At 62.2% G+C, this 25,471-nt stretch carries 19 protein-coding genes; 18 read left to right on the plus strand and 1 reads right to left on the minus strand.

Annotation, left to right across the window (positions count from 1 at the left end; translation table 11 throughout):
• Positions 1-598: 598 nt before the first annotated feature.
• The 18 genes from metH (at position 599) to NKI54_RS04000 (ending at position 24,205) form a co-directional block, all read left to right on the plus strand.
• Positions 599-4,408, plus strand: a complete 3,810-nt coding sequence (metH, locus tag NKI54_RS03915; protein ID WP_036239289.1) for a methionine synthase — start codon at positions 599-601, stop codon at positions 4,406-4,408.
• Between the two features lie 730 nt (positions 4,409-5,138).
• Positions 5,139-6,665: an FAD-dependent oxidoreductase gene (locus tag NKI54_RS03920; protein ID WP_031212556.1), complete on the plus strand. Its 1,527-nt coding sequence runs from the start codon at positions 5,139-5,141 to the stop codon at positions 6,663-6,665.
• A 640-nt stretch (positions 6,666-7,305) separates the two neighbouring features.
• Positions 7,306-8,508: an ABC transporter substrate-binding protein gene (locus tag NKI54_RS03925; protein WP_023679423.1), complete on the plus strand. Its 1,203-nt coding sequence runs from the start codon at positions 7,306-7,308 to the stop codon at positions 8,506-8,508.
• 83 nt (positions 8,509-8,591) lie between these two features.
• Positions 8,592-9,458, plus strand: coding sequence for a branched-chain amino acid ABC transporter permease (locus tag NKI54_RS03930; protein WP_023679424.1), 867 nt, complete (start codon positions 8,592-8,594; stop codon positions 9,456-9,458).
• Positions 9,459-9,465: 7 nt separating this feature from the next.
• Positions 9,466-10,440: a branched-chain amino acid ABC transporter permease gene (locus NKI54_RS03935; RefSeq protein WP_023679425.1), complete on the plus strand. Its 975-nt coding sequence runs from the start codon at positions 9,466-9,468 to the stop codon at positions 10,438-10,440.
• 3 nt (positions 10,441-10,443) lie between these two features.
• Positions 10,444-11,223 (plus strand): ABC transporter ATP-binding protein, encoded by a 780-nt coding sequence (locus tag NKI54_RS03940; RefSeq protein ID WP_352690751.1) that lies wholly within the window; start codon positions 10,444-10,446, stop codon positions 11,221-11,223.
• On the plus strand, positions 11,220-11,942 hold the full coding sequence (locus tag NKI54_RS03945) for an ABC transporter ATP-binding protein (RefSeq protein ID WP_023679427.1): 723 nt from the start codon (positions 11,220-11,222) through the stop codon (positions 11,940-11,942). Before NKI54_RS03940 ends, NKI54_RS03945 begins: the two co-directional genes overlap by 4 nt.
• An 11-nt stretch (positions 11,943-11,953) precedes the next feature.
• A complete protein-coding gene (locus tag NKI54_RS03950; protein WP_352637653.1) occupies positions 11,954-12,733 on the plus strand; it encodes an aspartate/glutamate racemase family protein in 780 nt (259 codons plus the stop codon).
• Between the two features lie 106 nt (positions 12,734-12,839).
• Positions 12,840-13,547 (plus strand): GntR family transcriptional regulator, encoded by a 708-nt coding sequence (locus tag NKI54_RS03955; protein WP_352637655.1) that lies wholly within the window; start codon positions 12,840-12,842, stop codon positions 13,545-13,547.
• Positions 13,548-14,096: 549 nt separating this feature from the next.
• A complete protein-coding gene (locus NKI54_RS03960) occupies positions 14,097-14,351 on the plus strand; it encodes a hypothetical protein (RefSeq protein ID WP_352690754.1) in 255 nt (84 codons plus the stop codon).
• A gap of 877 nt (positions 14,352-15,228) precedes the next feature.
• Positions 15,229-16,668: an NAD(P)-binding domain-containing protein gene (locus NKI54_RS03965; RefSeq protein ID WP_352637657.1), complete on the plus strand. Its 1,440-nt coding sequence runs from the start codon at positions 15,229-15,231 to the stop codon at positions 16,666-16,668.
• A 24-nt stretch (positions 16,669-16,692) separates the two neighbouring features.
• A complete protein-coding gene (locus NKI54_RS03970) occupies positions 16,693-17,868 on the plus strand; it encodes an acyl-CoA dehydrogenase family protein (protein WP_352637659.1) in 1,176 nt (391 codons plus the stop codon).
• A 13-nt stretch (positions 17,869-17,881) separates the two neighbouring features.
• On the plus strand, positions 17,882-19,237 hold the full coding sequence (locus NKI54_RS03975) for an LLM class flavin-dependent oxidoreductase (RefSeq protein WP_352637661.1): 1,356 nt from the start codon (positions 17,882-17,884) through the stop codon (positions 19,235-19,237).
• A gap of 7 nt (positions 19,238-19,244) precedes the next feature.
• A complete protein-coding gene (locus NKI54_RS03980) occupies positions 19,245-19,586 on the plus strand; it encodes a DUF3088 domain-containing protein (RefSeq protein WP_352637662.1) in 342 nt (113 codons plus the stop codon).
• A 4-nt stretch (positions 19,587-19,590) separates the two neighbouring features.
• Positions 19,591-20,772 carry an acyl-CoA dehydrogenase family protein gene (locus NKI54_RS03985; RefSeq protein ID WP_352637664.1) on the plus strand — a complete coding sequence of 394 codons (1,182 nt, stop codon included), beginning with the start codon at positions 19,591-19,593 and terminating at the stop codon, positions 20,770-20,772.
• Positions 20,769-22,124 (plus strand): LLM class flavin-dependent oxidoreductase, encoded by a 1,356-nt coding sequence (locus NKI54_RS03990; protein WP_023679437.1) that lies wholly within the window; start codon positions 20,769-20,771, stop codon positions 22,122-22,124. Before NKI54_RS03985 ends, NKI54_RS03990 begins: the two co-directional genes overlap by 4 nt.
• Before the next feature lie 74 nt (positions 22,125-22,198).
• Complete coding sequence (locus tag NKI54_RS03995; RefSeq protein ID WP_023679438.1) at positions 22,199-23,275, plus strand: LLM class flavin-dependent oxidoreductase; 1,077 nt, start codon at positions 22,199-22,201, stop codon at positions 23,273-23,275.
• Between the two features lie 69 nt (positions 23,276-23,344).
• Positions 23,345-24,205: an NADPH-dependent oxidoreductase gene (locus tag NKI54_RS04000; RefSeq protein WP_023679439.1), complete on the plus strand. Its 861-nt coding sequence runs from the start codon at positions 23,345-23,347 to the stop codon at positions 24,203-24,205.
• A 35-nt stretch (positions 24,206-24,240) separates the two neighbouring features.
• On the opposite strand, the gene gcvA is transcribed toward NKI54_RS04000, so the two are convergent.
• Positions 24,241-25,251 carry a transcriptional regulator GcvA gene (gene gcvA / locus NKI54_RS04005; RefSeq protein WP_023679440.1) on the minus strand — a complete coding sequence of 337 codons (1,011 nt, stop codon included), beginning with the start codon at positions 25,249-25,251 and terminating at the stop codon, positions 24,241-24,243.
• Between the last annotated feature and the right edge of the window lie 220 nt (positions 25,252-25,471).

Genomic DNA, 25,471 nt, shown 5'->3' on the forward strand with positions numbered 1-25,471 from the left:
GCTGCCAACCAGCGAAACGTGGAGGAGGAAATTAACTTGCCCTGATCCAATTTCTCCGCTCTTCGCGACAGATGGGCTGATAGCGCTCTTCTGTGCTCGTTCGCATGAATATGGCCAACTCGGTCCGTGAGTTGAGACCAAGCCGGCAATTCGAAACAGCAGAAAATGTTGCCTCCCAAGGCCGGCACCTGAGGGGAGTTTTCTGCTCGGGTGCGGGCACGAAAAGCGATGAATCTTCATAGGGCCAGTGCCCGTGCGTTGGCGTCTTAAATTTGGATCAAGCCGGGAGGCGCCACCGGGCCGATTGGAGGAAATCGCGGAGGCGGGGCCCCCACAATGCCTTTGATGGCCAGGAGGTTTCCGGTCTGGCGAGAAGGAACATTGCCATGACTGCGAAATGACGGACTGACATTCAAGATTCTTTGGAGGAGTGAAAGATGAGACATGAACTCGGAATAGGCCTTGCCGCATTGGCAGTGGGGCTAACGACCAGCGTGATGCCTGCCATGACGTATCAAAGGTTACAATGAGCACATCATATTTTGACATAAAGATATGTTTATGTCACGGTGTATGATCTTGGAAGCCGAGGCTCACCGTGGTGCATTCTGAATCCTCCTTGGATTCCCTTTTCGGACCCGTTGTCGCCAAGGCGGATGGATCGGAGATTCGTTCTGCCTTGGAATCGGCCGCGCGCGAACGAATCCTCATCCTCGACGGCGCGATGGGCACGCAGATCCAGGGGCATGGCTTCAACGAGGAACAGTTCCGCGGCGACAAGTTCGTCGGCTGCGCCTGCCATCAACAGGGCAACAACGACCTGCTGATCCTGACGCAGCCGAAAGCGATCGAGGAAATCCACTACCAGTACGCGATTGCCGGCGCCGACATCATCGAGACCAACACCTTCTCCTCCACGTCGATCGCCCAGGCCGATTACGGCATGGAGGATGCGGTCTATGACCTGAACCGGGACGGTGCCCGTCTGGTGCGGCGGGCGTGCATTCGCGCCCAACAGGAAGACGGCAAGCGACGCTTCGTCGCCGGCGCGCTGGGACCGACCAACCGCACCGCCTCGATGTCGCCGGACGTCAACAACCCCGGCTATCGCGCCGTCAACTTCGACGATCTGCGCATCGCCTATGGCGAGCAGTTGCGCGGCCTGATCGACGGCGGCGCCGACATCATCCTGATCGAGACGATCTTCGACACGCTGAACGCCAAGGCGGCGATCTTCGCCTGCAACGAGATCTTCCTCGAAAAGGGCGTGCATCTTCCGGTCATGATCTCAGGCACGATCACTGACCTGTCGGGCCGCACGCTGTCGGGCCAGACACCGACGGCCTTCTGGCATTCGATCCGCCACGCCAGTCCGTTCACGGTCGGCCTCAACTGCGCGCTCGGCGCCAACGCCATGCGCGCACATGTCGCCGAGATTTCCGGCGTCGCCAACACCTTCACCTGTGCCTATCCCAATGCCGGCCTGCCCAACGAGTTCGGCCGCTACGACGAGAGCCCGGAATTCATGGCGGCGCAGATCGAGGGTTTTGCGCGCGAGGGACTGGTCAATGTCGTCGGCGGCTGCTGCGGCTCGACGCCGGATCACATCCGCGCCATCGCAGCGGCAGTGAGGAAATATCCGCCGCGCGCCATTCCGGAGATCGAGCGCAAAATGCGCCTGTCAGGTCTGGAACCCTTCACGCTCACCAAGGAAATTCCGTTCGTCAATGTCGGCGAGCGCACCAACGTCACCGGCTCGGCGAAATTCAGGAAACTGATCACCGCCGGCGACTACCCTGCCGCCCTCGACATCGCGCGCGATCAGGTCTCCAACGGTGCCCAGATCATCGACATCAACATGGACGAGGGCCTGATCGATTCGAAGAAGGCGATGGTCGAGTATTTCAACCTGATCGCCGCCGAGCCGGATATCGCCCGCGTGCCGGTGATGATCGACAGTTCGAAATGGGAGATCATCGAGGCTGGCTTGAAATGCGTGCAGGGCAAGCCGCTGGTCAATTCCATCTCGATGAAGGAAGGCGAGGAAGCTTTTCTCCACCATGCGAAACTCGTCCGCGCGTATGGCGCGGCGGTCGTCGTCATGGCGTTCGACGAGGAAGGCCAGGCGGACACGCAGGCGCGAAAAGTCGCCATCTGCACCCGCGCTTACAAGCTCCTGACCGAGCAGGCCGGCTTCCCGCCGGAAGACATCGTTTTCGACCCGAACATCTTCGCCATCGCCACCGGCATCGACGAGCACAACAATTACGGGGTCGACTTCATCGAGGCGACGCGGGAAATCATCCAGACCCTACCTCACGTCCACATTTCGGGTGGCGTCTCGAACCTGTCCTTCTCGTTTCGCGGCAACGAACCGGTGCGCGAGGCCATGCATGCCGTGTTCCTCTACCACGCCATCCAGGCCGGCATGGACATGGGCATCGTCAATGCCGGCCAACTTGCAGTCTACGAATCGATCGATCCGGAACTGCGCGAAGCCTGCGAGGACGTCGTCAACAACCGCCAGCCGGCGGGCGGCGGCAGCGCCACCGAGCGGATGCTGGAACTTGCCGAGCGCTTCAAGGGAACCGCCGGCAAGGAGGCCAAGGAACGCGATCTCGCCTGGCGGGAGTGGACTGTCGACAAGCGCATTTCGCATGCGCTGGTCAATGGCATCACCGAGTTCATCGACGCCGATACCGACGAGGCGCGGCTTGCCGCCGAGCGGCCGCTCCATGTCATCGAGGGCCCGCTGATGGCCGGCATGAACGTCGTCGGCGACCTGTTCGGTGCCGGAAAGATGTTCCTCCCGCAAGTGGTCAAGTCCGCGCGCGTGATGAAACAGGCGGTCGCCGGGCTGCTGCCGCACATGGAAGCCGAGAAGCTGGCCAACGCCGCCAACGGCATCGACACCGGCGAACGCCAGACCGCCGGAAAAATCCTGATGGCGACGGTCAAGGGCGACGTCCATGACATCGGCAAGAACATCGTCGGCGTCGTGCTCGCCTGCAACAACTACGAGATCATCGATCTAGGCGTCATGGTGCCAGCGACTAAGATTCTGCGGACGGCGCGCGAGCAAAACGTCGACATCATCGGCCTCTCCGGCCTGATCACGCCGTCGCTCGACGAGATGGCGCATGTCGCCTCCGAAATGGAGCGCGAAGGTTTCGACATTCCGTTGCTGATTGGCGGGGCGACGACCAGCCGCGTTCACACGGCGGTCAAGATCCACCCGCGCTATGAGCGCGGCCAGACGGTCTACGTCACAGATGCGAGCCGCGCCGTTGGCGTCGTCTCGTCATTGCTGTCCCACCAGGCAAAGGGCGACTATGTCGATATGGTACGCGCCGAGTACCGCAAGGTGGCGGACGCGCATGCGCGTAGTGAAGCCGACAAGCTGCGCCTTCCGCTCGCCAGGGCAAGGGCAAACGCCCACAAGATCGACTGGTCGGGCTATGTCCCGCAAAACCCCTCCTTCCTTGGGCTGAAGGTTTTCGAGACCTGGGACCTCGCCGAACTCGCCCGCTACATCGACTGGACGCCGTTCTTCCAGACCTGGGAGATGAGGGGGCGCTATCCGAAGATTCTCGAAGACGAGGCACAGGGGCCGGCGGCGCGCCAGCTGTTCGAGGATGCACAAGCGGTGCTGAAGCAGATCATCGCGGAACAATGGTTCGCACCGAAGGGCGTGATCGGCTTCTGGCCGGCCAATGCCGTCGGCGACGACATCAGGCTTTTCACCGACGACACGCGTTCGCAAGAGCTGGCGACCTTCTTCACGCTGCGCCAGCAACTGACCAAGCGCGACGGCAAGGCCAACGTCGCCCTGTCGGATTTCGTCGCGCCGCTCGAAAGTGGCAAGGCGGATTATCTCGGCGGCTTCATCGTGACCGCCGGCATCGAGGAAGTGGCGATCGCCGAGCGCTTCGAGCGGGCCAATGACGATTATTCCTCGATAATGGTGAAGGCGCTCGCCGACCGCTTCGCCGAAGCCTTCGCCGAGCGGCTGCACGAGCGTGTCCGAAAAGAGTTGTGGGGCTATGCGCCGGACGAGAACCTGGCCCCGGAGGATCTGATCGGCGAACCCTATTGCGGCATCAGGCCGGCGCCCGGCTATCCGGCGCAGCCCGACCATACCGAGAAGGCGACGCTGTTCAGGCTGCTCGACGGCGAACGCAACGCAGGGGTCACCTTGACCGAAAGCTATGCCATGTGGCCCGGCTCGTCGGTCTCCGGCATCTATCTCGCCCATCCGGAAAGCTATTATTTCGGGGTGGCCAAGATCGAGCGCGATCAGGTGGAGGACTATGCACGGCGCAAAGACATGTCAATTTCGGAGGTCGAGCAGTGGCTCGGGCCCATCCTGAATTACATCCCAGTGCAGGTCGCTGAGGCCGCTGAATAGATTGTCGGCGTACCAGCTTCAAAGTGGAATTCGTCCTGTATTCAAGCCTTGCCGGGCGCGCCAATGAAATCAATGTTTTTGGCGCATCCTCCGGGCCCACCATTGTCGTTATTTATCAATGACTTAGCATCATATTTTGGTTTGGTTGGCCAAGTCAATATTGGCGAACCACGGTGTATCGCGTTGATTTTATTGATTTATGGTAGGCTCCCGAGGACTGCCGATCGATTTGCTGCGCGAGCGTGGCGCATTCGTGCAGTCTTCCAGTCAACGGACGAACTTATGCAAATCCCTGCTCACACATCTGAACTTGGCTCGCACTTTCCGACCGTTGAGACTCACAACAACTGCGACCCTTCGGAGCCCGCTGTCGGCTTATTTTACCCCATTCCCTACACGCGCCATAGATAGGTCCATCCCAAAGCTGGCTCGATTGGCGGGCCGCGCCTCACGCCAGACGATCTATTAGGCTGCGCACGGCCTTCAGACCCACAAGGATGACAAAGGCGCTGCCGCAAGCTCGTCGCCGAAGGGCACGAGATCGGAAATTCAAGCGTGCATGCCGCCCACTGGCAACAAATGATGTGGTCGGACGTTTGGGCAAAAGCGGTGTCGGGCACCTGAAGGCGCACTAGCCAGGCGGAAGGTATTCCGAGGCCGGCGGACCTGAAGATTTCCCGCTTCTTAGCCGTCCAGGCGATTTGACACTGTATCGCCAAGGGAGAAGAAAATGGCTGAAGGTCATTCCAAATTAGAAGGGCCGGATCTGGTCCAGGGCGTCGCGTTCGCCGATCTTCCCGATGGCGGCAAGTTCGTCGGCCATTGTGGCAACGAGCAGGTACTGCTGGTGCGCCGCGGGGCTGAGGTCTTCGCCATCGGGGCGGCATGCACACATTACGGTGGGCCGCTCGTCGACGGTCTTGTGGTGGGGGATACTGTCCGGTGTCCGTGGCATCACGCGTGCTTCGATTTGCGCACTGGCGAGGCCTTGCATGCCCCCGCCTTCAATCCAATCGCATGCTGGTCGGTGGAACTACGCGATGAACGGATATTTGTGGGCGAGAAGCGCAAGCGGACGGCACCGAAGCAGCGCGATAGAGGCTCCGGCCAGGTTCCCGAGAATATCGTCATTGTCGGCGGCGGCGCGGCCGGTTTCGCAGCGGCCGAAAAACTGCGGCGCGAACACTATCATGGCAGCATCGTCATGCTCAGCAACGACGAAGCGCCACCCGTTGATCGGCCCAATCTTTCCAAAGATTACCTCGCCGGCAAAGCACCGGAGGATTGGATCCCGCTCCGCCGGGAGAGCTTCTACTCAAAGAACGATATCGATCTGCATCTCAATGCGGACGTCGTCAGCATCGATGCACGTTCTGGCGAGGTTGTACTCGCTGATGGCGCCCGGACCCCCTATGACAGGCTGCTGCTTGCGACCGGAGCCGAACCGGTCCGCCTCACTATCCCCGGCGCCGACCAGCCACAGGTTCACACGCTGCGCTCGCTCGCAGATTGCAAGGCGATCATCGAGCGAGCCACGACTGCGCGCCGCGCCGTCGTGCTTGGCGCCAGTTTCATTGGCCTGGAAGTTGCCGCGGCCCTGCGCTTGCGCGACATCGAAGTTCATGTCGTGGCACCGGAGAGACGGCCCATGGAGCGGGTCCTTGGTCCGCAAATGGGCGACTTCATCCGCGCCCTCCATGAGCAGAATGGTGTCTTATTCCGTCTCGAAGATACCGCGAGCAGCATCGACGGCACCAACGTGAAACTAAGTAGTGGCAATACGTTGACGGCAGATTTCGTCGTCGTCGGCATCGGCGTGCGACCGCGGACTGGGCTTGCCGAGAAGGCAGGGCTGACCGTTGACGACGGGGTCGTCGTGAACGCGTTTCTGGAGACGAGCGCGCCAGGGATCTTCGCCGCCGGTGACATTGCGCGGTGGCCCGATCCTCACACTGGCGAGAACATTCGGGTCGAGCATTGGGTGGTAGCAGAGAGGCAGGGGCAAACCGCAGCACTCAACATACTCGGCCATCGCGAGAAATTCGTCGCCGTGCCGTTCTTTTGGAGCCAGCATTACGATATTCCCATCAACTATGTCGGTCATGCCGGACAATGGGACGAGATCGCGGTCGATGGAGACATCATTGCCAAAGATTGCCTGCTGCGCTTCAAGCGCAAAGGGCGCACGCTGGCTGTCGCTTCGATCTCCCGCGACATCGAAAGTCTAGAGACAGAGGTGGAAATGGAGCGCCAATGACCTAGCGAAGTGCAAGCTGTTATCCGCCTTCCGTGGCGATCAACATCCAATTGCGCTTCCTCGAGGATATCACAGGCGAACGTCCACGCATCGATCACCTTAATGATCTCCTGGGGATCGCCAGCAACGATCGCATCATTGGGCCGAGCGTGTAACGCTGGCCAGGTCGGAAACGAAGCGAACAGCAATCTCAGCGGTATCATCTCCTTGAGAACGTTGACGACCCGTCGCTTCGCTCGTTCCGATGGACGTCAGCCGCAGCATCTCCTCCCGACCCCGGCGTTCTGCAATCGCTCGCGACCTAATCCGCGCGCTGCGTTCGCTCGGCTTCGCCACCTCTTCCTCTCTACCTAGGCGGAAATCAGAGTCGCCGCCGCTCCGGGCGGGAGAGTCGCAAGAGACCCTGTTGGTCTCCTCGACGGCAAATCGACGTCGGCATAGCGCGACGAGGGTGCGGGTGGTGGACAGTACGACAGCATCGGACGCTAAATCCGCAAGCGTTCCTTCGCACACCTTGCGCACGATTGTATACGAAAATGAAGAATAATGTTGACAATTTTCCAATCCAGGTTTCCCTTTAAGGCATCCGCGCAGCCGATGAGCAAAACACAAAGCGCGATAACCAGAAGGGGAATGCAGAATGATCAACCGACGCGCGACTCTCAAATCGATGGCGCTTGGCGCCGTCTCGACCCTGGCCATCGCCGCCATGGGTATCCCGTCCGTGCAGGCCCAGAACAAGGAACTGAAGATCGGATTCGTCGGTGTCACAAGCGGCTCCGCCGCCGCCTGGGGCACATCGAATGTGCGTTCAATGCAGACGCGTGCCGCCTGGCTCAACGAAACCGGCGGCGTCAAGATCGGTGACAGCACCTACAACGTCAACATCGTTACCTTCGACGATCAGAAAGACCCAAAGCGCGCCATCGCCGGCATGGAGAAGATGGCTCAGGAGGGCATCCACTATGTGGTCGGCCCGAATGTCGATGACGGTGCCGCCGCCGTGCGTCCGGTCGCCGAGGCCAACGGCATCATTTATTTCCCGTACGCTTTCCCGAAGGCGCTTTATCAGAAGCCTGCCTCGAATGCCGTGCTCGGCATGATCGCCAACTATCAATCGGGCCCGGCGATCTACAAATATCTCAAGGAAAAACAGGGGGTGAAGACGATCGCCTTCGTTGCCGCCAATGAATCGGATCCGCTGAGCCAGCGCGATGGTGGCGTCGAGGCAGCCAAGGCGTTGGGCCTCGAGATTGTCGCCCAGAACGACACCTATCAGAACGACACGCGCGACTTCACGCCGGTGCTCACGCCGATCGTTTCGCTGAAGCCCGACCTGCTGGTGCTATCCGGCGTCGCGCCCGCCAATGCGCCGCTGCTCATCCGCGCCGCCCGTGAGCTCGGTTTCGAGGGCCTGATCTCGACCGAAACGGCGCAGGACGCCAAGGTTCTGGAGGAGGGCGCTGGCGAGTACGCCAACGGCTTCATCTCCGTCGGTGGCGCCTCCACGCCGGAAATCGCCTCCGACACGATGAAGGAATTCGTCGACCGCTACACCAAGATGTTCGGCGAATACAATGACGAGTCCAATACCAAGGTCTATGCGCTCGAATACATCCTCGAAACGCTGAAGGCCAATCCGGCGGCAATCGACAATGTCGAGGAGTTCAAGAAGACCATCGACACCTTCTCGGCTCCCAACCCTTACCTGAAAGGCGACGCCAAGCTGAGCTATGTTGGGACGACCTCTTTCGGCCAGAAGCGTCAGCTCGCGGTGCCGATGGTTGTCAATGAGTACAAGGACGGCGCCTTCCAGACCCTGTTCGTCGGCTCGGTTGATTAGGGTTAGGTTCCTGCGGTTATTTCCTCCCGCGTTGCCGGGGGCCCGGAGCATGTTCCGGGTCCCTCGGAAGATCGAAGGCGTCAATGGAACAGGTCATCGCCAACGGATTCTACCTCGGTGCCCAATATGCACTGATCGCACTGGGGCTCACGCTTATCTTCGCCTTGATGAACGTGCTCAACTTCGCCCATGGGCAGATGTATGTGCTGGGCGGGTTCATCACCTACACAATCTACGGACAACTCGGGCTGCCTTTTGTTGTGGCGCTGCTGGCGTCCGGCGTGACGCTCGCTGTCGTCGGCGCGCTGATGGAGAAATTCCTCTTCCGAACTGTCATCAGGCGAAGTCTACGCGAAGAAAGCACAATGCTGCTCGCGGCGGCAACGGCATTCTTTTTTGACGCGGTCATCCTGCTGTTGTTCGGTGAAAAACAGCGCGGTGTCCCCAAGATCGTCAAGGGCGTGTTCAACGAGGGCGGCATCATCATGCCCTATGACCGTATGGTCGTCGGCGTGCTCGCACTGGTCTTCATCGCGGCCTTTGTCCTCTACATGCAGTACAGCAGGGTCGGGCGAGCCATGCGGGCGCTGGCCCAGGATCGGGTCGCCGCCCAATTGATGGGCGTTCAGGTCGACCGCTATTCGATGATCGGCTTCGCCATGGGCGCCATGCTGGCGGGCATCGTCGGCGGTCTTTTGGTCACCATCACTGGCGTCAATTCCGGCATCGGCGGGCCGATCTCGATCAAGGCCTTCATGATGGTGATGATCGGCGGCGCCGGCGTTGTCGGCGGTGCGATCGCCGGCGGCTTCATCCTTGGCATGATGGAGTCGGTCGGCCTCACCGTGCTGCGCCAATATGGCGACGTCACTTACCTCGTCATCTTCGCCGCGCTGATGGTGTTCCTGTCGATCCGCCCCAACGGGCTGATGGGCAAGCCGTGGGGTTGATGGTGCCATGACGCGTAGCGTGAAAATCGCCCCGGTTGCCGCCTTTCTGGCGATCGTCTTCATCGCCGTGCCGGTTCTGATCTCGGCCAGCGGCCGGATCGACCTCTATTACACGCTCACCTCGGTGGCGTTGCTTAGCATCGCCAGTGCCGGCGTGTGGCTCACTTTCTACATCGGCCGGATCAATATCGGCCAGGGCGCGTATGCGCTGATGGGTGGCTACGTCTCGGCCATACTTGTGGTGACCTATGGCTGGTCGTTCTGGCTGACGCTGCCGGTCGCCGGCCTGTTTTGCGCGGCCGCAAGCGTGCTTATCGGCCTGCCGATCCTGCGCCTGCGCGGCGTCTACTTCGCCATGGTGACGCTGGTGCTGACCGAGGTTGCGCGGCTTCTGGCGCTGGCGCTGCCGATCACCAACGGTGCCAAGGGCATGGTCAGCATCCCGCTGCCTGGGGCGCTCACGATTCTGGGCCTCACCATCATCCCGGATTTCGCCACGTTGCATAATTCTCGGCTGGCCTTCTACCTGCTGGCGGTCGCGCTTATGCTGGTCTGTTTCGCGGTGGTGTACCGGCTGGTTCATTCGCGCGTCGGCAAGCTCTGCCAGTCGCTCCAGCAGAACGAAGATCTGGCCTCGTCGATCGGCGTCAATATCGCCTATCTGCGCGTCATAGCCTATGCCGTCTCGTCCTTCTTCGGCGGCGTCGCCGGTGCGATCTTCGCCGCCATCTCGCAGTCGATCTATCCGTCGAGCTTCACGGTCACCGACTCTGTCAACTTCATGCTGAACTGCTTCCTCGGCGGGCTCGGCTACGTATTCGGGCCGATGCTCGGCACGCTGGTGCTTTATTTCGGCTGGGACCTCCTGTTCCAGACTGGCCGGTTCCAGCTTCTGATCTACTCGACCTTGATGATCGTGCTGATGCTGTTTCTGCCCAATGGGCTGCTCAGCCTTGCGGCCACGACCCGGAAGAAGGGTTGAGCCATGGCCGATCTGCTTGAGGTCTCGGCTCTGACGAAACGCTTCGGCGGTCTCGTCGCGGTCAACAACATCTCCTTTTCGGTGCGCGAGAACGAGATTCTGTCGGTCATCGGTCCCAACGGCGCCGGCAAGTCGACGCTATTCAAGCTGATCTCGTCGTTCCTCAGGCCGACATCGGGCGAAGTGCGCTTAAAGGGCGAGCGCATCTCCGATCTCGCGCCGCACATAGCCGCACGCAAAGGCGTCGTCCGGACGTTTCAGGAAACGACGATCTTCAAAAACATGAGCGTGCGCGACAACGTCATCATCGCTCACCATCTGCGCTCCACCGCGAGCCTGCTTGGCTTCTTCCTCGGTACTGGCACGGCTAAGGCTGACGAGGCAGCCTTTGGCACATCAGCCGACGAGATTCTGGCGTTGCTTGGCCTGTCGTCGCTCGCCGGCGAAATCGCCCGAAACTTGCCGCACGGTCACTTGCGGGCTCTCGGCATCGCCATCGGCCTCGCCACGAGCCCGTCGATCCTGCTGCTTGACGAGCCCTTCGCCGGGATGAACCACGACGAGACGATGAGAATGGTGGCGATGGTCAGACGGTTGCGCGAGCGCGGCCTCACCATCCTTCTCGTCGAGCACGACATGCCTGCCGTAATGAAGATTTCTGACCGCATCGTCGTCTTGAATTTCGGCCAGAAGATCGCCGAGGGAACGCCAGCGGAAATCCAGAACAATGACAAGGTGATCGAGGCTTATCTCGGCAGCGAAGACGAGGCCATCGGGCTATGAACCAGATCCTGAAATTTGCTGATGTCCAACTCTACTATGATCACGTCTACGCGCTGAAGGGCGTGTCGCTGGAAGTCAATGAGGGCGAGACCGTCGCGTTGGTCGGCGCCAATGGCGCCGGCAAGTCGTCGATCCTTCGCGCCATTACTGGGCTGCGCAAGATCAAGTCCGGCGAGATCCACTACAATGGCCGGCGCATCGACGCCGCCGCCCCCGATGCGATCGTCAAGATGGGCATCGCCATGGTGCCGGAGGGACGCCGTGTCTTCCCTTACATGTCGGTCAAGGACAATCTCCTTATGGGCGCCTTCACCCGATCCGACAAGGCCGAGATCGCAGGCTCGCTGGAAATGGTGCTTGGCCGCTTCCCCCGCCTCAAGGAGCGCTATTCGCAAGCCGCCGGCACGATGAGCGGCGGCGAGCAGCAGATGCTGGTCATCGGCCGCGCGCTGATGGCCAAGCCGCGTCTGCTGCTGCTCGACGAGCCGTCGCTGGGCGTCGCGCCCAAGCTCGTCCAGGACCTTGCCCGCTCGATCGTGGCGATCAATCGCGACGAGAAAGTCAGCGTTCTGCTGGTCGAGCAGAACTCACGCATGGCGCTGCGCATTTCCCAGAGAGCCTATGCGCTGACTACCGGCAGCGTTGCGCTGAGTGGGAACTCCGCTGATTTGCTGACCGACGAACGGGTCAAGCATCTTTATCTCGGCGGCGAGATTTGAGGCTGATCGGCATGCGCATACTCGTCATCAATCCCAACACGACCGCATCGATGACCGCCAAGATCGGCAAGGTCGCGGCGAGCGTCGCTTCTGCCGGGACGGAAATCGTTTCGGTGAATCCCGGCGATGGTCCGCCGAGCATCGAAGGCTATTACGACGAAGTCTTCGCTATTCCGGGTATCGTCGCCGAAATGAGCAAGGCGGCCGCTATCGATGCCTATGTCATCGCATGTTTCGACGATACCGGGCTGGACGCGGCACGTTGCGCCGCCGAGGCCCCGGTCATCGGCATCGGCGAGGCCGCCTTCCACCTCGCTAGTCTCGTCGCCGGCAAGTTCAGCGTCGTGACGACGCTCGCCCGCTCCGTCCCCGCGATCGAGCACAACCTGGCGAAATACGGCCTCGCGTCGCGCTGCGCGAAAGTCAGGTCGTCGGAAGTTGCCGTGCTCGATCTCGAACTGCCGGGCTCGGACGCCAGGGCCAGAATCTCGGACGAGATCGCGCGCGCCATCAACGAGGACAGGGCGGAGGCGATCGTTCTTGGCTGCGCAGGCATGGCCGATCTGGCAGGCAGCCTATCGGAGGAACACGGCGTTCCCGTACTCGACGGTGTCGCCTGCGCGGTCACCTTGGCAGAGAGCCTTTTCAGAGTCGGTCTGAGGACATCGAAGATTGGTGGCTACGCTGCTCCCCGCGGCAAACGGTTTTCGGGCATCTATGAATCGCTGTCTCCGGCGGGCGCTGCGGCAGCTATACCGCCGACCCAGAACGCGCCTGGCCCCACAAATTGAGATACTGTGTCCCGGGATTGACCGCCACGTAAGCGATACTAGATTGCATCGACCGTTGAGCTGTTTGGGATGAATCAGGCAGTATCGTGCCTGCGCGTTGAGAAGCATGTTGACAGTGCTCAGAGAAGAAGACCGCGACGAAAAACCGGCAGCCCGCTGGTCGCCGATTTACTACGGTCTGAGAGATGCCATCGTCAGCCACCGTCTCGCCCCTGGCACCAAGCTGCCGGAAGATGAGCTGGCGTCGATCTATTCGGTGAGCCGAACCGTCATTCGTGCCGCCCTGCAAGCTCTGGCTCATGACCGGTTGGCGCGGCTGGAGCCAAACCGCGGCGCCTTCGTGGCCCAGCCATCGACGGTGGAAGCGCGAGAGGTATTCGAGGCACGAGCGCTGATTGAACCAAAGGTGGCTTGGCTTGCCGCGAAGGCAGCAGTGCCATCCGACATTGGGCAGTTGCGGCAGCATCTCGAGAGGGAGCATGAAGCACTTCACGCCGGCCGGGACAGTGAGGCGATCATGCTGTCGGCACGTTTCCACGTAGGCGTCGCCGAAATCGCTGCACATTCGGTGTTCACCAAATTCGTTCGCGACCTTGTCTCTCATTCTTCTCTCATCATCGCACTCTACTGGAAACGGCGCGACGCGACCTGTGAGAAACACGCCCATCACGCTCTGGTCGATGCAATCGAAGCAGGGCGTAGTTCCCAAGCGGCCGACCTGATGACCAGCCATCTGGTCGACCTCCTGTCGGGGCTCGACCTCACAGACAAAATAGAAAAGTCAGACAACCTCTCGGATTTGCTTCGTCCGTAGAACAGGAGAGGACACAGCACTGCTGTACCCGAACAGCGCCAATTGCCGGCGCTGCCCGGATTATGGTCTCACGAGTTTTCGGCGCTTGATGCAGTGGGAGTGACGCCCAAGGAAACGGATCGAAAGAAGCGGATTGGCAAGCGCGCTCCGCGCTAGCATAGTCCAGGCTCGTGAGATGGCGGTAGTTCAGGTCGCCGACCAAGTCCAGTGCCCAGATGTATTCCGCCCCCAATTGCTTCATTGACTAAGCTTGGGAAGAGGGCACTTCAATGAAGGGAAAGGTTCGGTCCCTGCGCAGGCTTACCTCGATGTGACGCGATTACTCCAATTGAAGAGGCTAAATGACTGAAGTGGTGGACTTTTTTGCGGACAGAATGACCGAGAGTGAGCGGGCAGGATCGAAGCGGATCGTAGCGTAGGGAAACATCGGATGCCGGCGCGCAGCATCGTGTCATGGCGTAGAAAAGGCGGGGCTCGCCGGGCTGAACGAAACCGCGAACTTATGTGTTGCAGATTGCCCTCAAAGCTACGCCAGAGCCCTCCGTCAGGATGCGGAAGCGTGATCGCGACCGCGCCGAGCGGATCCGGCTTGCCGGTGGCCCAAAGCCGACATTGAGGGAACGCGCCGTCTCGCTCGCTCTTGAGAACGGCGAAGTCCGGACAAAAGACCTGACCGACATCGACGTTCCTCGCTGCTACCTCGCCCGCATGTGCAAGGAAAGCTTGCTCGTGAAGGTGGGCTATGGGAGCTACCGTGTGGCAGTTCCCAAACAGGGCCTCAAGCTAGTCCGCCATGCAGCTTAATTCGGGCTGCCGCATCTGCTATGTCGTTGACGATCGCTGCGCGCGCCTCGGCGCTGTCGCGCTTATCAAGTGCTGCAAGAAGCTTCTCATGATGCCTCACCGGGCGGCCGCGGAATACTGGCGCGCGCTGTGCCATTTGGTGCTGACGAAGCGGTTGTGACATGTTCGGCAGCCCGCGGGATAGGGCCGCGATGTTCGACTGTCTGGCTGTCGCGGTACCATACGGAACGATACGGGAAGATTTCCGACTTTGGCCCACGAAAAAGCCAATGAAATCAACAATCTTGGTACATCCTCCGGGCCCACCATATTATTACATATCAATATGTTACGCTTAATTCTTCGGGTTTGAATTGAGCGCTGTCGGGTAAATCCGTGACTTTTAGCGAAATGATTTTGGGCCTGTTCGTCGATTTTCTCCGTCTCGTTGATGGCACCCGTCACAGGTAGCTCAACACTCCCGGCTTCAAAAGACCCTTCAGCGATGCGTACGGCAATCGGCGGCAACGACGTGCAATTAGGCGGGTTCTGAACTCGGCCGTAGTCTCAAAATGCCCTTGTGCGGAGCAAAGTGTGGATCCATCCGCTTGCAGGTTCATGACCCTTCGCCAATCGCCGCTCCAGTCGCGAGCGGAATACCGGCACCAATTGCACCGGCCGCGGCGGTCCGTAGACCGCGGCTGCGGCCCGGTCATCCGCTGGCCGGGTAGTATCGCGTCTCCTGGAAGCTCCGATCTCCATTTGCCCGATGGCGCTCCCGATTGTGAAATCGGATGCAAGTGAAAAAAACTACCGGGCAATCAAAGCAGACATTTCTGGACTGTTTGCCGACTGGGGCGGAGTTTGGCGCGACGCTTGAACTTCAGCCGGAGCCCAAATGGCTTTACCATCCGATCCAGATTTCCACGCCCATGAAACACTTCGGCTGATCGGCCCTGATCCGCAGAACTGGGTGCCGGACCGCGAGGGCATCAACCACAATGTCTTCATCGTCGGCGGCGGGCAGACGGGCGCCACCTTTGCCTTCGCGTTGAGGCGCGCCGGCATCGGCAAGGTTACGGTCATCGATGCCGCGCCGGACGAGAGCAAGGCTGGCATCTGGCTCTCCCATGCGCGGATGAACCGGTTGCGAACGCCAAAGGGCTTGCCGGGGCCGGAACTCGGCTTGCCGGGCTTGAGTTTTCAGTCCTGGTACGAAGCCCGCCACGGTGCGGAAGCCTATGCCGGTTTCGACCGCATCGTACGGACGGATTGGGCGAACTACCTGAAATGGTATCGCGACTTTCTCGGCATCGGCATTCGTTACGGCACACGTCTCATTCGCATCGAGCCGGCTGGCGGGCATTTTCGCCTGCACCTCGAAGCCGACGGCACGCCATCGGTCGAAACGGCGCGCAAGATCATTCTGGCCAATGGATTTGGCGGCAGCGGCGGTCCAGTGATACCGGCGGTACTTGCCGCCTTGCCGCAGGGCCTTGTCGCACACAGTTCGGCGGCAATCGATTTTGCCTCGCTCAAGGGAAAGGCAATCGCTGTCGTCGGGTCGGCGGCTTCGGCATTCGATGCGGCCGGAGCTGCCCTTGAGGCCGGCGCGAAATCGGTGCGTCTGTTCGCCAGACGCACCAGCATCGCCAGCGTGCCGATCAACCGCGTGCGCGGCTATCCCGGGGCCTATGACAATTATCCGCTGCTGCCCGTTGCGGTGCGCTGGCGCCAGGCGCTGCGCTTCCGCGAGGCCGGTTCGACGCCACCGCTCGATGCGGTGGAGCGGGCGGTGCGGCACCAGAATTTTCATCTCCATCTCGGTGCCCCCTGGACAAATGCGGATGTCGAAGACGGCAAGGTCGTCACCGAGATCGCCGGCGAAACATTTGCCTTCGACTTCGTCATCGCCGGTACCGGCTATTTTGCCGACCCGACCCGCAAGCCGGAACTTGCCGATTTCGCCACCGCCATCCGGCTATGGCGCGACCAGTACGCGCCGTCGGAAGCAGAGCGGGATGAGTTTTTCGGCGCCCATCCTTATCTCGGCCTCGGCCATGAATTTCTCGAGAAGGCGCCGGGGGAGGCGCCATTCCTGAGGAATATCCATGTCTTCAATCCCGGCGGCTTTGTCAGTTTCGGCCTGCCGATCGGCGATGTGCCGTCGATCAGGCGCGATGTGCCGGCTGTGGTCGCGCGCATCAGCCGCGATCTCTTCCTCGCCGATCTCGACAGCCATGAGAGTCGCATAACCGGGAGCCATCCGGCCGAGTTCGGCGAAGACGCCTATGCCGCTTCCGTCTGGCGGCCGGCGCGGACCATCGCGGCGGAATAGACGCATTTCCATGGACAAACGCCGATGACCTTCAGCCCTGACCTTTCCGACCCGTTCGTCGCCACGGCGGTCGAACTGCGCGATATCTTCGATCGGGATGCCGTGGCGCGCGACAAGGCCGGCGGGCGGCCGGTCGAGCAAATCCGTCTGCTGAAGGAAAGCGGCCTGCCGTCGGCGCAGATTCCCAAGCGCTATGGCGGCAAGGGCGCACCCTGGCTGTCGGTGCTGCGCGTCGTGCGCGAATTCGCCCGCACCGACGGCTCGCTCGCCCATCTCTACGGCTACCATCATCTGCCGCTCAACGGCGTGCTGTTTCGCGGGACCGAGGCGCAGAAGGACCGACTGCTGAAACGCTCGGCAAGGGAGAACTGGGTCTGGGGCAATTCCGGCAACGCCATGTCGAAGACGTCGACGGCCAGGCGCAACGGCACGGGCTGGATCCTGAGCGGCTTTCGGCCCTTTTCTTCCGGTTCGCACATCGCTGACTATATCCAGGTCGCCTGGGAGGACGGTCAGGACCGGCTGGCAGCCGCAATCCCGGCTGACCGTGAGGGCATCGTCATTGAGGACGACTGGGACGGCGTCGGACAGCGCCAGACGGGTTCCGGCAAGGTCACCTTCAAGGACGTGCATGTCGGTGATGACGAACTGATTGGCTCGCCCGCGGTGCCGCTGACGCCATTCCAGACGCTGACGTCACTGTTCCAGCAGGCGGTCCTGCTCAACCTGTTCGTCGGCAGCGCGCAAGGAGCGCTGAGCGAAGGCCGCGACTATACGGTCTCGCAATCGCGCCCCTGGGTCTATTCCGGCTATGAGAAACATACCGACGATCCGTTCGTGCAACGCAAATATGGCGACCTCTATATCCGCACGCTCGCCGCGGCCGAACTGGCCGATATAGCGGCATGCAGCCTCGATGCCGCCTATGGCCAGGGCGAGGCGTTGACCCTGGAGCAGCGCGGGCAGACGGCGATCGATCTCGCCACCGCCAATGTCTACGCTGGACAAATCGGCCTCGATGCGTCGAGCGAGGTTTTCGAGGTGATGGGCGCCCGCTCAGCCACCAAGGCCAACGGCTACGACAGGTTCTGGCGCAACGTGCGCACGCACACGCTGCACAATCCGGCCGAATACAAGAAGCGCACGATCGGCACCTGGTTGCTGACCGGGGAATTCCCGGTCGGCGGATTGTATCGCTGAGGAGGCGCGGAACATGGCCAGCCGCAAGGACAAGGTCAAGCTTGGAGCCTTTCTTCTCTTCACCGGCCACCATGTCGCAGCCTGGCGCCACCCGGAGGCAGGAGAAGGGACCAGCCTCAACGACTATGTCGAGCTGGCCCGGCTGGCGGAAGCAGCCAAGTTCGACACGATCTTCTTCGCCGACGGCGTGGCGGCGCGGCTGAAGGATCTGGAGGCCGCCAGCCGCAAGGCGCATAGCGGCGTCTATCCGTTCGAGCCGATCACGCTGCTGTCGGCACTGTCGGCTGTGACCAGGAATATCGGCCTCATCGCCACGGCGTCGACCAGTTTTTCCGATCCCTACAATCTGGCCCGCCAGTTCGCGTCGCTCGACCATCTGAGCGGCGGGCGGGCCGGCTGGAATCTGGTCACTTCGTCCGATCCGGAGGCAGCGTTCAATTTCGGTCACGAGACGCATATCCAGCATGGCGAGCGCTACGACCGCGCCGAGGAATTCGCCGATGTCGTGCTCGGCCTGTGGGACAGCTGGGAAGATGACGCCTTCCCGCGCGACAGAGCAAGCGGGCGCTATTTCGACAAGGACAAACTGCATGTGCTGAACCACAAGGGCCAGCACTTCAAGGTGCGTGGTCCCCTGAACACGCCGCGAACGCCGCAAGGCCATCCGGTCGTGGTCCAGGCCGGGGCGTCGGGTCCGGGCAAAGAGCTGGCGGCTCGTACCGCGGAAGCGATTTTCGCGGCGCAGATCACGCTCGACGAAGCCACCGCCTTCTATGCCGACGTCAAGGGCAGGCTCGGCAAATATGGCCGCTCGGAGGATGACCTGAAAGTCCTGCCAGGCATTTTCCCGGTCGTCGGCCGCACCGAAGCCGAGGCGCGGGAGAAGTTCGAACAGCTGCAGGATCTCATCCAGCCGGAAGTCGGCCTCGGTCTGGTCTCGGCGCTGGCCGGCGGCTTCGACCTCAGCGCCTATCCGCTCGACGGGCCGGTGCCGGATTTGCCGGAGACCAATGCCGGCAAGAGCCGGCAGGCTCTGGTGATCGATCTGGCGCGACGCGAGAATCTGACGATCCGGCAGCTCTATCTGCGCATCGCCGGCGCCCGCGGCCACTGGCAAGTGGTCGGCACGCCGCAACAGATCGCCGACATCATGGAAGAGCGGTTCGAGAATTACGGTGCCGACGGCTTCAACATCATGGCGCCGATCATGCCCGGCGGCCTGAAGGATTTCATCGAGCTGGTGGTGCCGGAACTGCGCCGCCGTGGCCTGTTCCGCGATGAGTATGAGGGCAGCACCTTGCGCGACAATCTCGGCCTGAAGCGGCCGGCAAACCGCTTTTCGCGGCATGCCGCGGCGGCTGCGGAGTAGGCCGGCAATGGCGCGCGACACGCTCTTTCTCATCCAGCCGGGTTTCGCCGACCCAAAGCAGCCGGGCCAGACGTTCGTCTGCCCCTATTGCAACCAGGTTGAGGGATTGCTCGCTGCCTTTCCCGATCTCGCCAGCAGACTAGACGTCGAACGCGTCCCGTTCGCAAGGCCGAGGGGCAAGGTGATCGACGCGCTCGGCGAACGGCACCAGTCGCTGCCGGTGCTGATCATCGGCAGCGATCCGCCCGCCGACTTGCCGAGGGCCAAGGGCAAGGTCTTCGCCGATGACACCAGGCGCATTCTCGCACTGCTTGCCGAGCGCCACGGCTTCCCGCATCTGCATGAGTGAGACGATGACCTTCGATCCCGATACGTCCAATCCATGGATCGCCAAGGCGGTCGAGCTGCGCGACATCTTTGCCCGCGATGCGGTCGAGCGCGACCAGCTTGGCGGCAGGCCTACCGAACAGATCCGTCTGCTCAAGCAAAGCGGCCTGCTCACCATCGTGATCCCCAAGGAATTCGGCGGCGCCGGCGAACCCTATTCGACAGCGCTGAAGATCGGGCGCGAGTTCGCCAAGGTCGACGGCTCGATCGGCCATATCTACGGCTACCATTTCAGCGCGCTGATCGCCGCCAGGCTCAATTCGGACGAACCGCGCTCAGCCGATCTGCTACGGCGTTCGGCTGCCGGCGACTGGTTCTGGGGCAACACCGGCAACAGTTTTTCCAAAACGCTGTTCGGCCGCAAAGATGGCGAGTGGACGATCGTCAACGGCTTCAAACCCTTCGCCTCCGGCTCGCATGTCGCCGACTATCTTTCGACCTCGTGGGAAGACGAGGTCAGCGGCGAGAGGAAATTCGCGGCGATCCCGGCGAACCGCGAAGGCATCACCGTTCTCGACGACTGGGACGGCATCGGCCAGACGCAGACCGGCAGCGGCAAGGTCGCCTACAAGGACGTCAGGATCCACGACAGCGAGTTGGTGCGCGGTTGGGTCGACGCGTCGTTGCCAATCCGCACCATCGGCCCGCTGCAGCAGCAGAGCGTGTTGCTCAATGTCTTTGTCGGCACGGCCCAGGGCGCGCTGCTGGCGGCGCGAGATTATACGCTCAATAGTTCGCGGCCGTGGATGTATTCCGGCGTCGAGCGCCATATCGACGATCCATGGATCAAGCGGCAGTATGGCGAGCTCTGGGTCAAGACGCGGGCGGCGACGGCGCTGGCCGATCGCGCGGGGGCGGCGATCGATCATGCGATCGCGCGCGGCAAGGCGCTGACCGAGCAAGAACGCGGTGAGGCGGCGGTTGCCGTCGCCGCGGCCAATGTGCTGGCAGGCGATGTCGCGCTCGAAGTCACGACCGAGATATTCGAGGTGATGGGTGCCCGCTCCGCAGTGCGCAAATACGGCTTCGACCGCTTCTGGCGCAACGCACGCATTCACACCTTGCACAACCCTGCCGAATACAAGACCCGCACCGTCGGCACCTGGTATCTGACCGGCGCTTATCCCGAGCCCGGCGTCTTTCGATGAGCGGCCGGCAGCTCCATCTCAACGTCAACATCCTGCATGCCGGCTTCTCGCCGGCGGCATGGCGGATGGACGGCGTCGACCCCTATGCCGCCTTCACCGTCGACCACTATGTGCAGGTGGCGAAGATCGCAGAGCGCGCAAAGCTCGACGCCGTATTCCTTGCCGACCAGGCGGCGATATCGGACCGCATTGACTATCGTCCGATCACGTCGCTGGAGCCGACCATCGTGCTGGCGACGGTAGCCGCCGCAACCGAGCGCATCGGCCTGATCGCCACCGCTTCAACCAGCTTCAACGAGCCCTACAATATCGCCAGGCGCTTCGCGACGCTCGACCATGTCAGCGGCGGACGCATCGGCTGGAACATCGTCACCACGGCCGATCCCGCCTCGGCCCGCAATTTCGGCCTCAACGGTGCCATCGATCACGGCCGGCGCTACGAGCGGGCGGCGGAATTCGCTGACATCGTCAAGGCATTGTGGGACAGCTGGGAGGACGATGCCTTCATCGGTGATGTCGCCAGCGGGCGCTTCGTCGATGCCACCAAGGTTCACGCCATCGACCACAAGGGCGCACATTTCTCGGTGCACGGGCCGCACAATGTGCCGCGTTCGCCGCAAGGGCATCCGGTGGTCGTCCAGGCCGGCGGGTCCGATGACGGCAAGGACCTCGCCGCCCGCCACGCCGAAGCCGTGTTTTCCGCATCGCAATCTTTCGAGGAAGCGCTCGGCTATGCGCGGGAACTTAAGGCGCGTGCCGTCGCCTATGGCCGCACCGGCGGCGTGCCGCTCAACCTCGCCGGCCTAGCCACCATCATCGGCAGCACAGAGGCGGAAGCGGAGCGGCGGCAAGAAGAGCTGTGGGATCGCATTCCGCTCGACTACAGCCTTGGGCGGCTGTCCGGCGTGCTCGGCATCGACCGCGAGCGATTGAAGCTGGACGAGAAGTTGCCGGAAGGGACTCAACTGCCCCCCAACGGCGGCCACACCTTCTTCAAGGCCACGCTCGCGCTCGCCCGCAGCAATGATTTCACGGTTCGCCAGCTGATCCGGGCGCTGAACGGCAGCACTGGCCACCGCACCATCGTCGGCACGCCGGAGCAGATCGCCGACGATATCGAAAGATGGTTTGTCGCCGGCGCCGCCGACGGCCTCAACCTGATGCCGGACGTGCTGCCGACCGGACTGGAGGTCTTTGTCGATACGGTGGTGCCGATCCTGCGCCGGCGAGGGCTGTTCCGAACGGAATATGAAGGGCGCACGCTGCGCGACCATCTCGGCCTTGCCCGGCCCGAAAGCCGCTTTGCACCGCAGCCGAGCAAGGCGCCAGGGCTGCTAGGGGCAGCCCTTTGAGTGATCATCAAAATACAACGGAGCGGAAGGTCCTGCCATTGACCTCCATGCCCGGCCAAAATACAGGCCCGACAATGAGCGCTGATACCGAATTTCTTTGGTACATCCCGAACCAGGTCGATCCCGGTCACCGCGGCGAGCCGGCCGTCGAGGACCACAACAGCCTGGAGACGCTGACCAGCCACGCGAAGGCGCTTGAGGAGCATGGCTGGAAGGGCGCGCTGATCGGTACCGGCTGGGGTCGGCCCGACACTTTTACTGTCGCGGCCTCCCTCGCCGCGCGGACCACCTCCTTCGAGCCGCTCATCGCGATCCGCCCGGGGTACTGGCGGCCGGCGCACTTCGCATCCGCCGTAGCCACGCTCGACCAGCTGACCGCCGGTCGCGTGCGTATCAACATAGTGTCAGGCAAGGACAACCTCGCGGCATATGGAGATAGCGAAGGCGACCAGATACATCGCTATGCCCGCACCAGAGAGTTCATGCGGCTGGTTCGCAGACTTTGGACCGAAGAGAACGTGACCTTTGCGGGCGAGCACTTCCGGGTCACCGGGTCGACCGTCATGCCCCGCATCCATGTCTGTGGCGATCGTCGCCATCCCAAGCTCTACTTCGGCGGCGCGTCGGAGGCGGCCGAGTGGGTGTCGGCCAGCGAGGCGGATGTCCAGCTCTTCTGGGGAGAGCCGCTCGACGGCGTCCGGGAGCGGATCGAGCGGCTCAAAGCCTTGAGCAGGGAACTTGGCCGAGACCTCCCGCCTCTGGAATTCGGGTTGCGGGTCACCACGCTGGTCCGCGACACCACCGGGCAGGCCTGGGCGGACGCCGAGGCGAAGGTCGACGAGATAGCCAAGGGCAAGGGCGCCGGCTGGAACGATCACGGTCGGGCGGTAGCGGTGGGTCAGCAGCGGCTGCTCGATCTGCACGCGCGCGGCGAGGTGCTGGACGACAACCTCTATACGGCGCCGGGCAAGTACGGCGGCGGCGGCGCCGGCACCACCTGGCTGGTCGGCTCGGCCGCCGACGTCGCCCGCTCGCTCGGCAGGTACCGGGATCTGGGCATCACACACTTCGTGCTCTCGGACACGCCGTATCTTTCCGAGATCAAGCGGCAAGGCGATCAGTTGCTTCCGCTATTGCGCAATGGGGCCTAAGCCGCGCTTCTTGAATGACCTGGGGTCGTCAGAACACCGAATAAGCCAGATTGCCAAATAGGGAAGAAAATGTCACAGCCGGCCGCCTTCAGCATCCGCCCTTCCGACGCCGACCTACGTGGTGAAGCGGCGCTACGGCGGCGTTATCGAGCGCCGCAAAGCGCGCATACCGGCAACTGGAACGAAGCCCTCGAGGCGATCCTTTCGCATCGCTCGGTCCGCAACTATCTCGTCGAGCCGCTGCCGGATGGCACGCTCGAACTGATCGTCGCTGCCGCCCAGTCGGCCCCGACCTCTTCCAATCTCCAGGCGTGGAGCGTCATCGCAGTCGAGGATCCGGCGCGCAAGGCGCGGCTTGCCGGACTGGCGGCGGTCAATCGCCATATCGAGCAGGCGCCGCTGGTGCTGGTCTGGCTGGCGGACCTGTCGCGCCTGCGCGCTATTGCCGAGGCAAACGGACGGGTGGGCGAGGGCCTCGACTACCAAGAGAGTCTTCTGCTGGCCGTGATCGACGCCGCACTTGCCGCACAGAATGCGGTGGTGGCGATCGATGCGCTCGGGCTCGGCTCCTGCTACATCGGCGCGATGCGCAATCATCCGCAGGAGGTGGCGCGCGAACTCGGCCTCCCGCCGGAAACCGTGGCGGTGTTCGGCCTGACCGTCGGCTATCCCGATCTCCTGGCTGCGACTGACATCAAGCCCAGACTGCCCCAGGCTGTGGTGCTGCACCGCGAGCGCTATCAGTCAGACCTCGATCCGGACGATCTTGCAACCTACAACCGGACGCTTCGTTCATTCCAGCAGGAGCAGGCGATGCCTGTGGTCGACTGGACGGAGTTGATGTCGAACCGCATCGGCAGCAAAGCAGCGCTGAAAGGCCGTGATCGCCTGGGCGAAGCGCTTAAAGCGCTCGGCTTCAAACTCAAATAGGGGCGCGCGCCTGCTCGCGAGAGACCGAGGTGAGACTATTCCGCAGCGACGATGGCGATGCGAGCCGGCAGCGGCACCGGCGGCGTGAAGTCGAGCGCGCCAAGCCGACGCGCCTCGGCCTTCAGCCAGGCATGAAAGCGCTCGACCGTCGCCAGCTTCGCCTTGTGCGGCGTCGTCGCGAAATAATAGGAAAACTCGACCGGCTGCGGCGAGCCGAATGGGCTGACCAGACGCCCCGCGGCAAGGTCGGGTTCGGCCAGCCGAAATTTGCCAAGACCGATGCCCTTGCCGGCAGCAGCGGCGTCGAGAACCAGCGAGGACTGGCTAAGCCGTATGCCGCCCTCGACAAGCCGGCCGGACAGGCCGTTGGATCTCAGCCAGCCCTTCCAGTCGGGGCAGCTTGGATCGCGTTCCGGTCCGTCCTCATGCAGGATCGGCGCTTCACGCAGGCCCTCCGGCCCGCGATAGAGACCGTGCATGCGAGCAAATTCCGGGCTGCAGACGGGCAGCACCGCTTCCGAAAAAAGCCGTTCCGTCAGCAGGCCGCTATAGGCGCCCGACCCGTAGCGGATGACGCAGTCGACGTCTTCGCTGGCAAAGTCGGCAAGCCTGGTCGATGCGTTGACCAGCACTTCTAGGCCGGGTACCGCGTCGCGCAGTGCGTCGAGGCGCGGGATCAGCCATTTGCTGGCGAAGGAGGGCGCGACCGACACTTTGATCGGCGCATCCTCCTCGTCGCCGGAAATCCGCGCGACCGACTCGACAACGACGTCGAAAGCCTCGGTGAGGCCGGGCATCAGCGCCTGGCCGGCCGACGTCAGCAGAAGCTCGCCGCGGTTGCGATGGAACAGCGGTTGACCGAGGTGATCCTCGAGCAGGCGGATCTGCTGGCCGATGGCGGCAGGCGTCACATGGAGTTCTTCGGCCGCCCGCGTAAAGCTCAGGTGGCGGGCGGTTGCGACAAAAGCGCGAAGCGACGTCAGCGGCGGAAGCCTCGCCAACGTCGGCCGCAGCTTCCTTGATTTTGCGCGAATGAGATCGACCATAGAGCGCATTCAACACGTTCAGGCCGGGCGCGACGAGGGCGGGCTTTGCGCTAAAGTGCTCGGTGGAAAATTTCGTTTGCCGCAGCGTCGCGGCAGCGGGAACGGAAATCTAAAAAATCGTAATGTCTACAATTCTTGTAGAAATAAGATCGGAGCGCTGATTTGGGCGTCGAGCAGCGTTGCCAGATCCTGGAATGAAACGGTCGTGCGAAGCGGTGCT

Source organism: Mesorhizobium sp. M0663, from assembly GCF_040320585.1.
Taxonomy (GTDB): domain Bacteria; phylum Pseudomonadota; class Alphaproteobacteria; order Rhizobiales; family Rhizobiaceae; genus Mesorhizobium.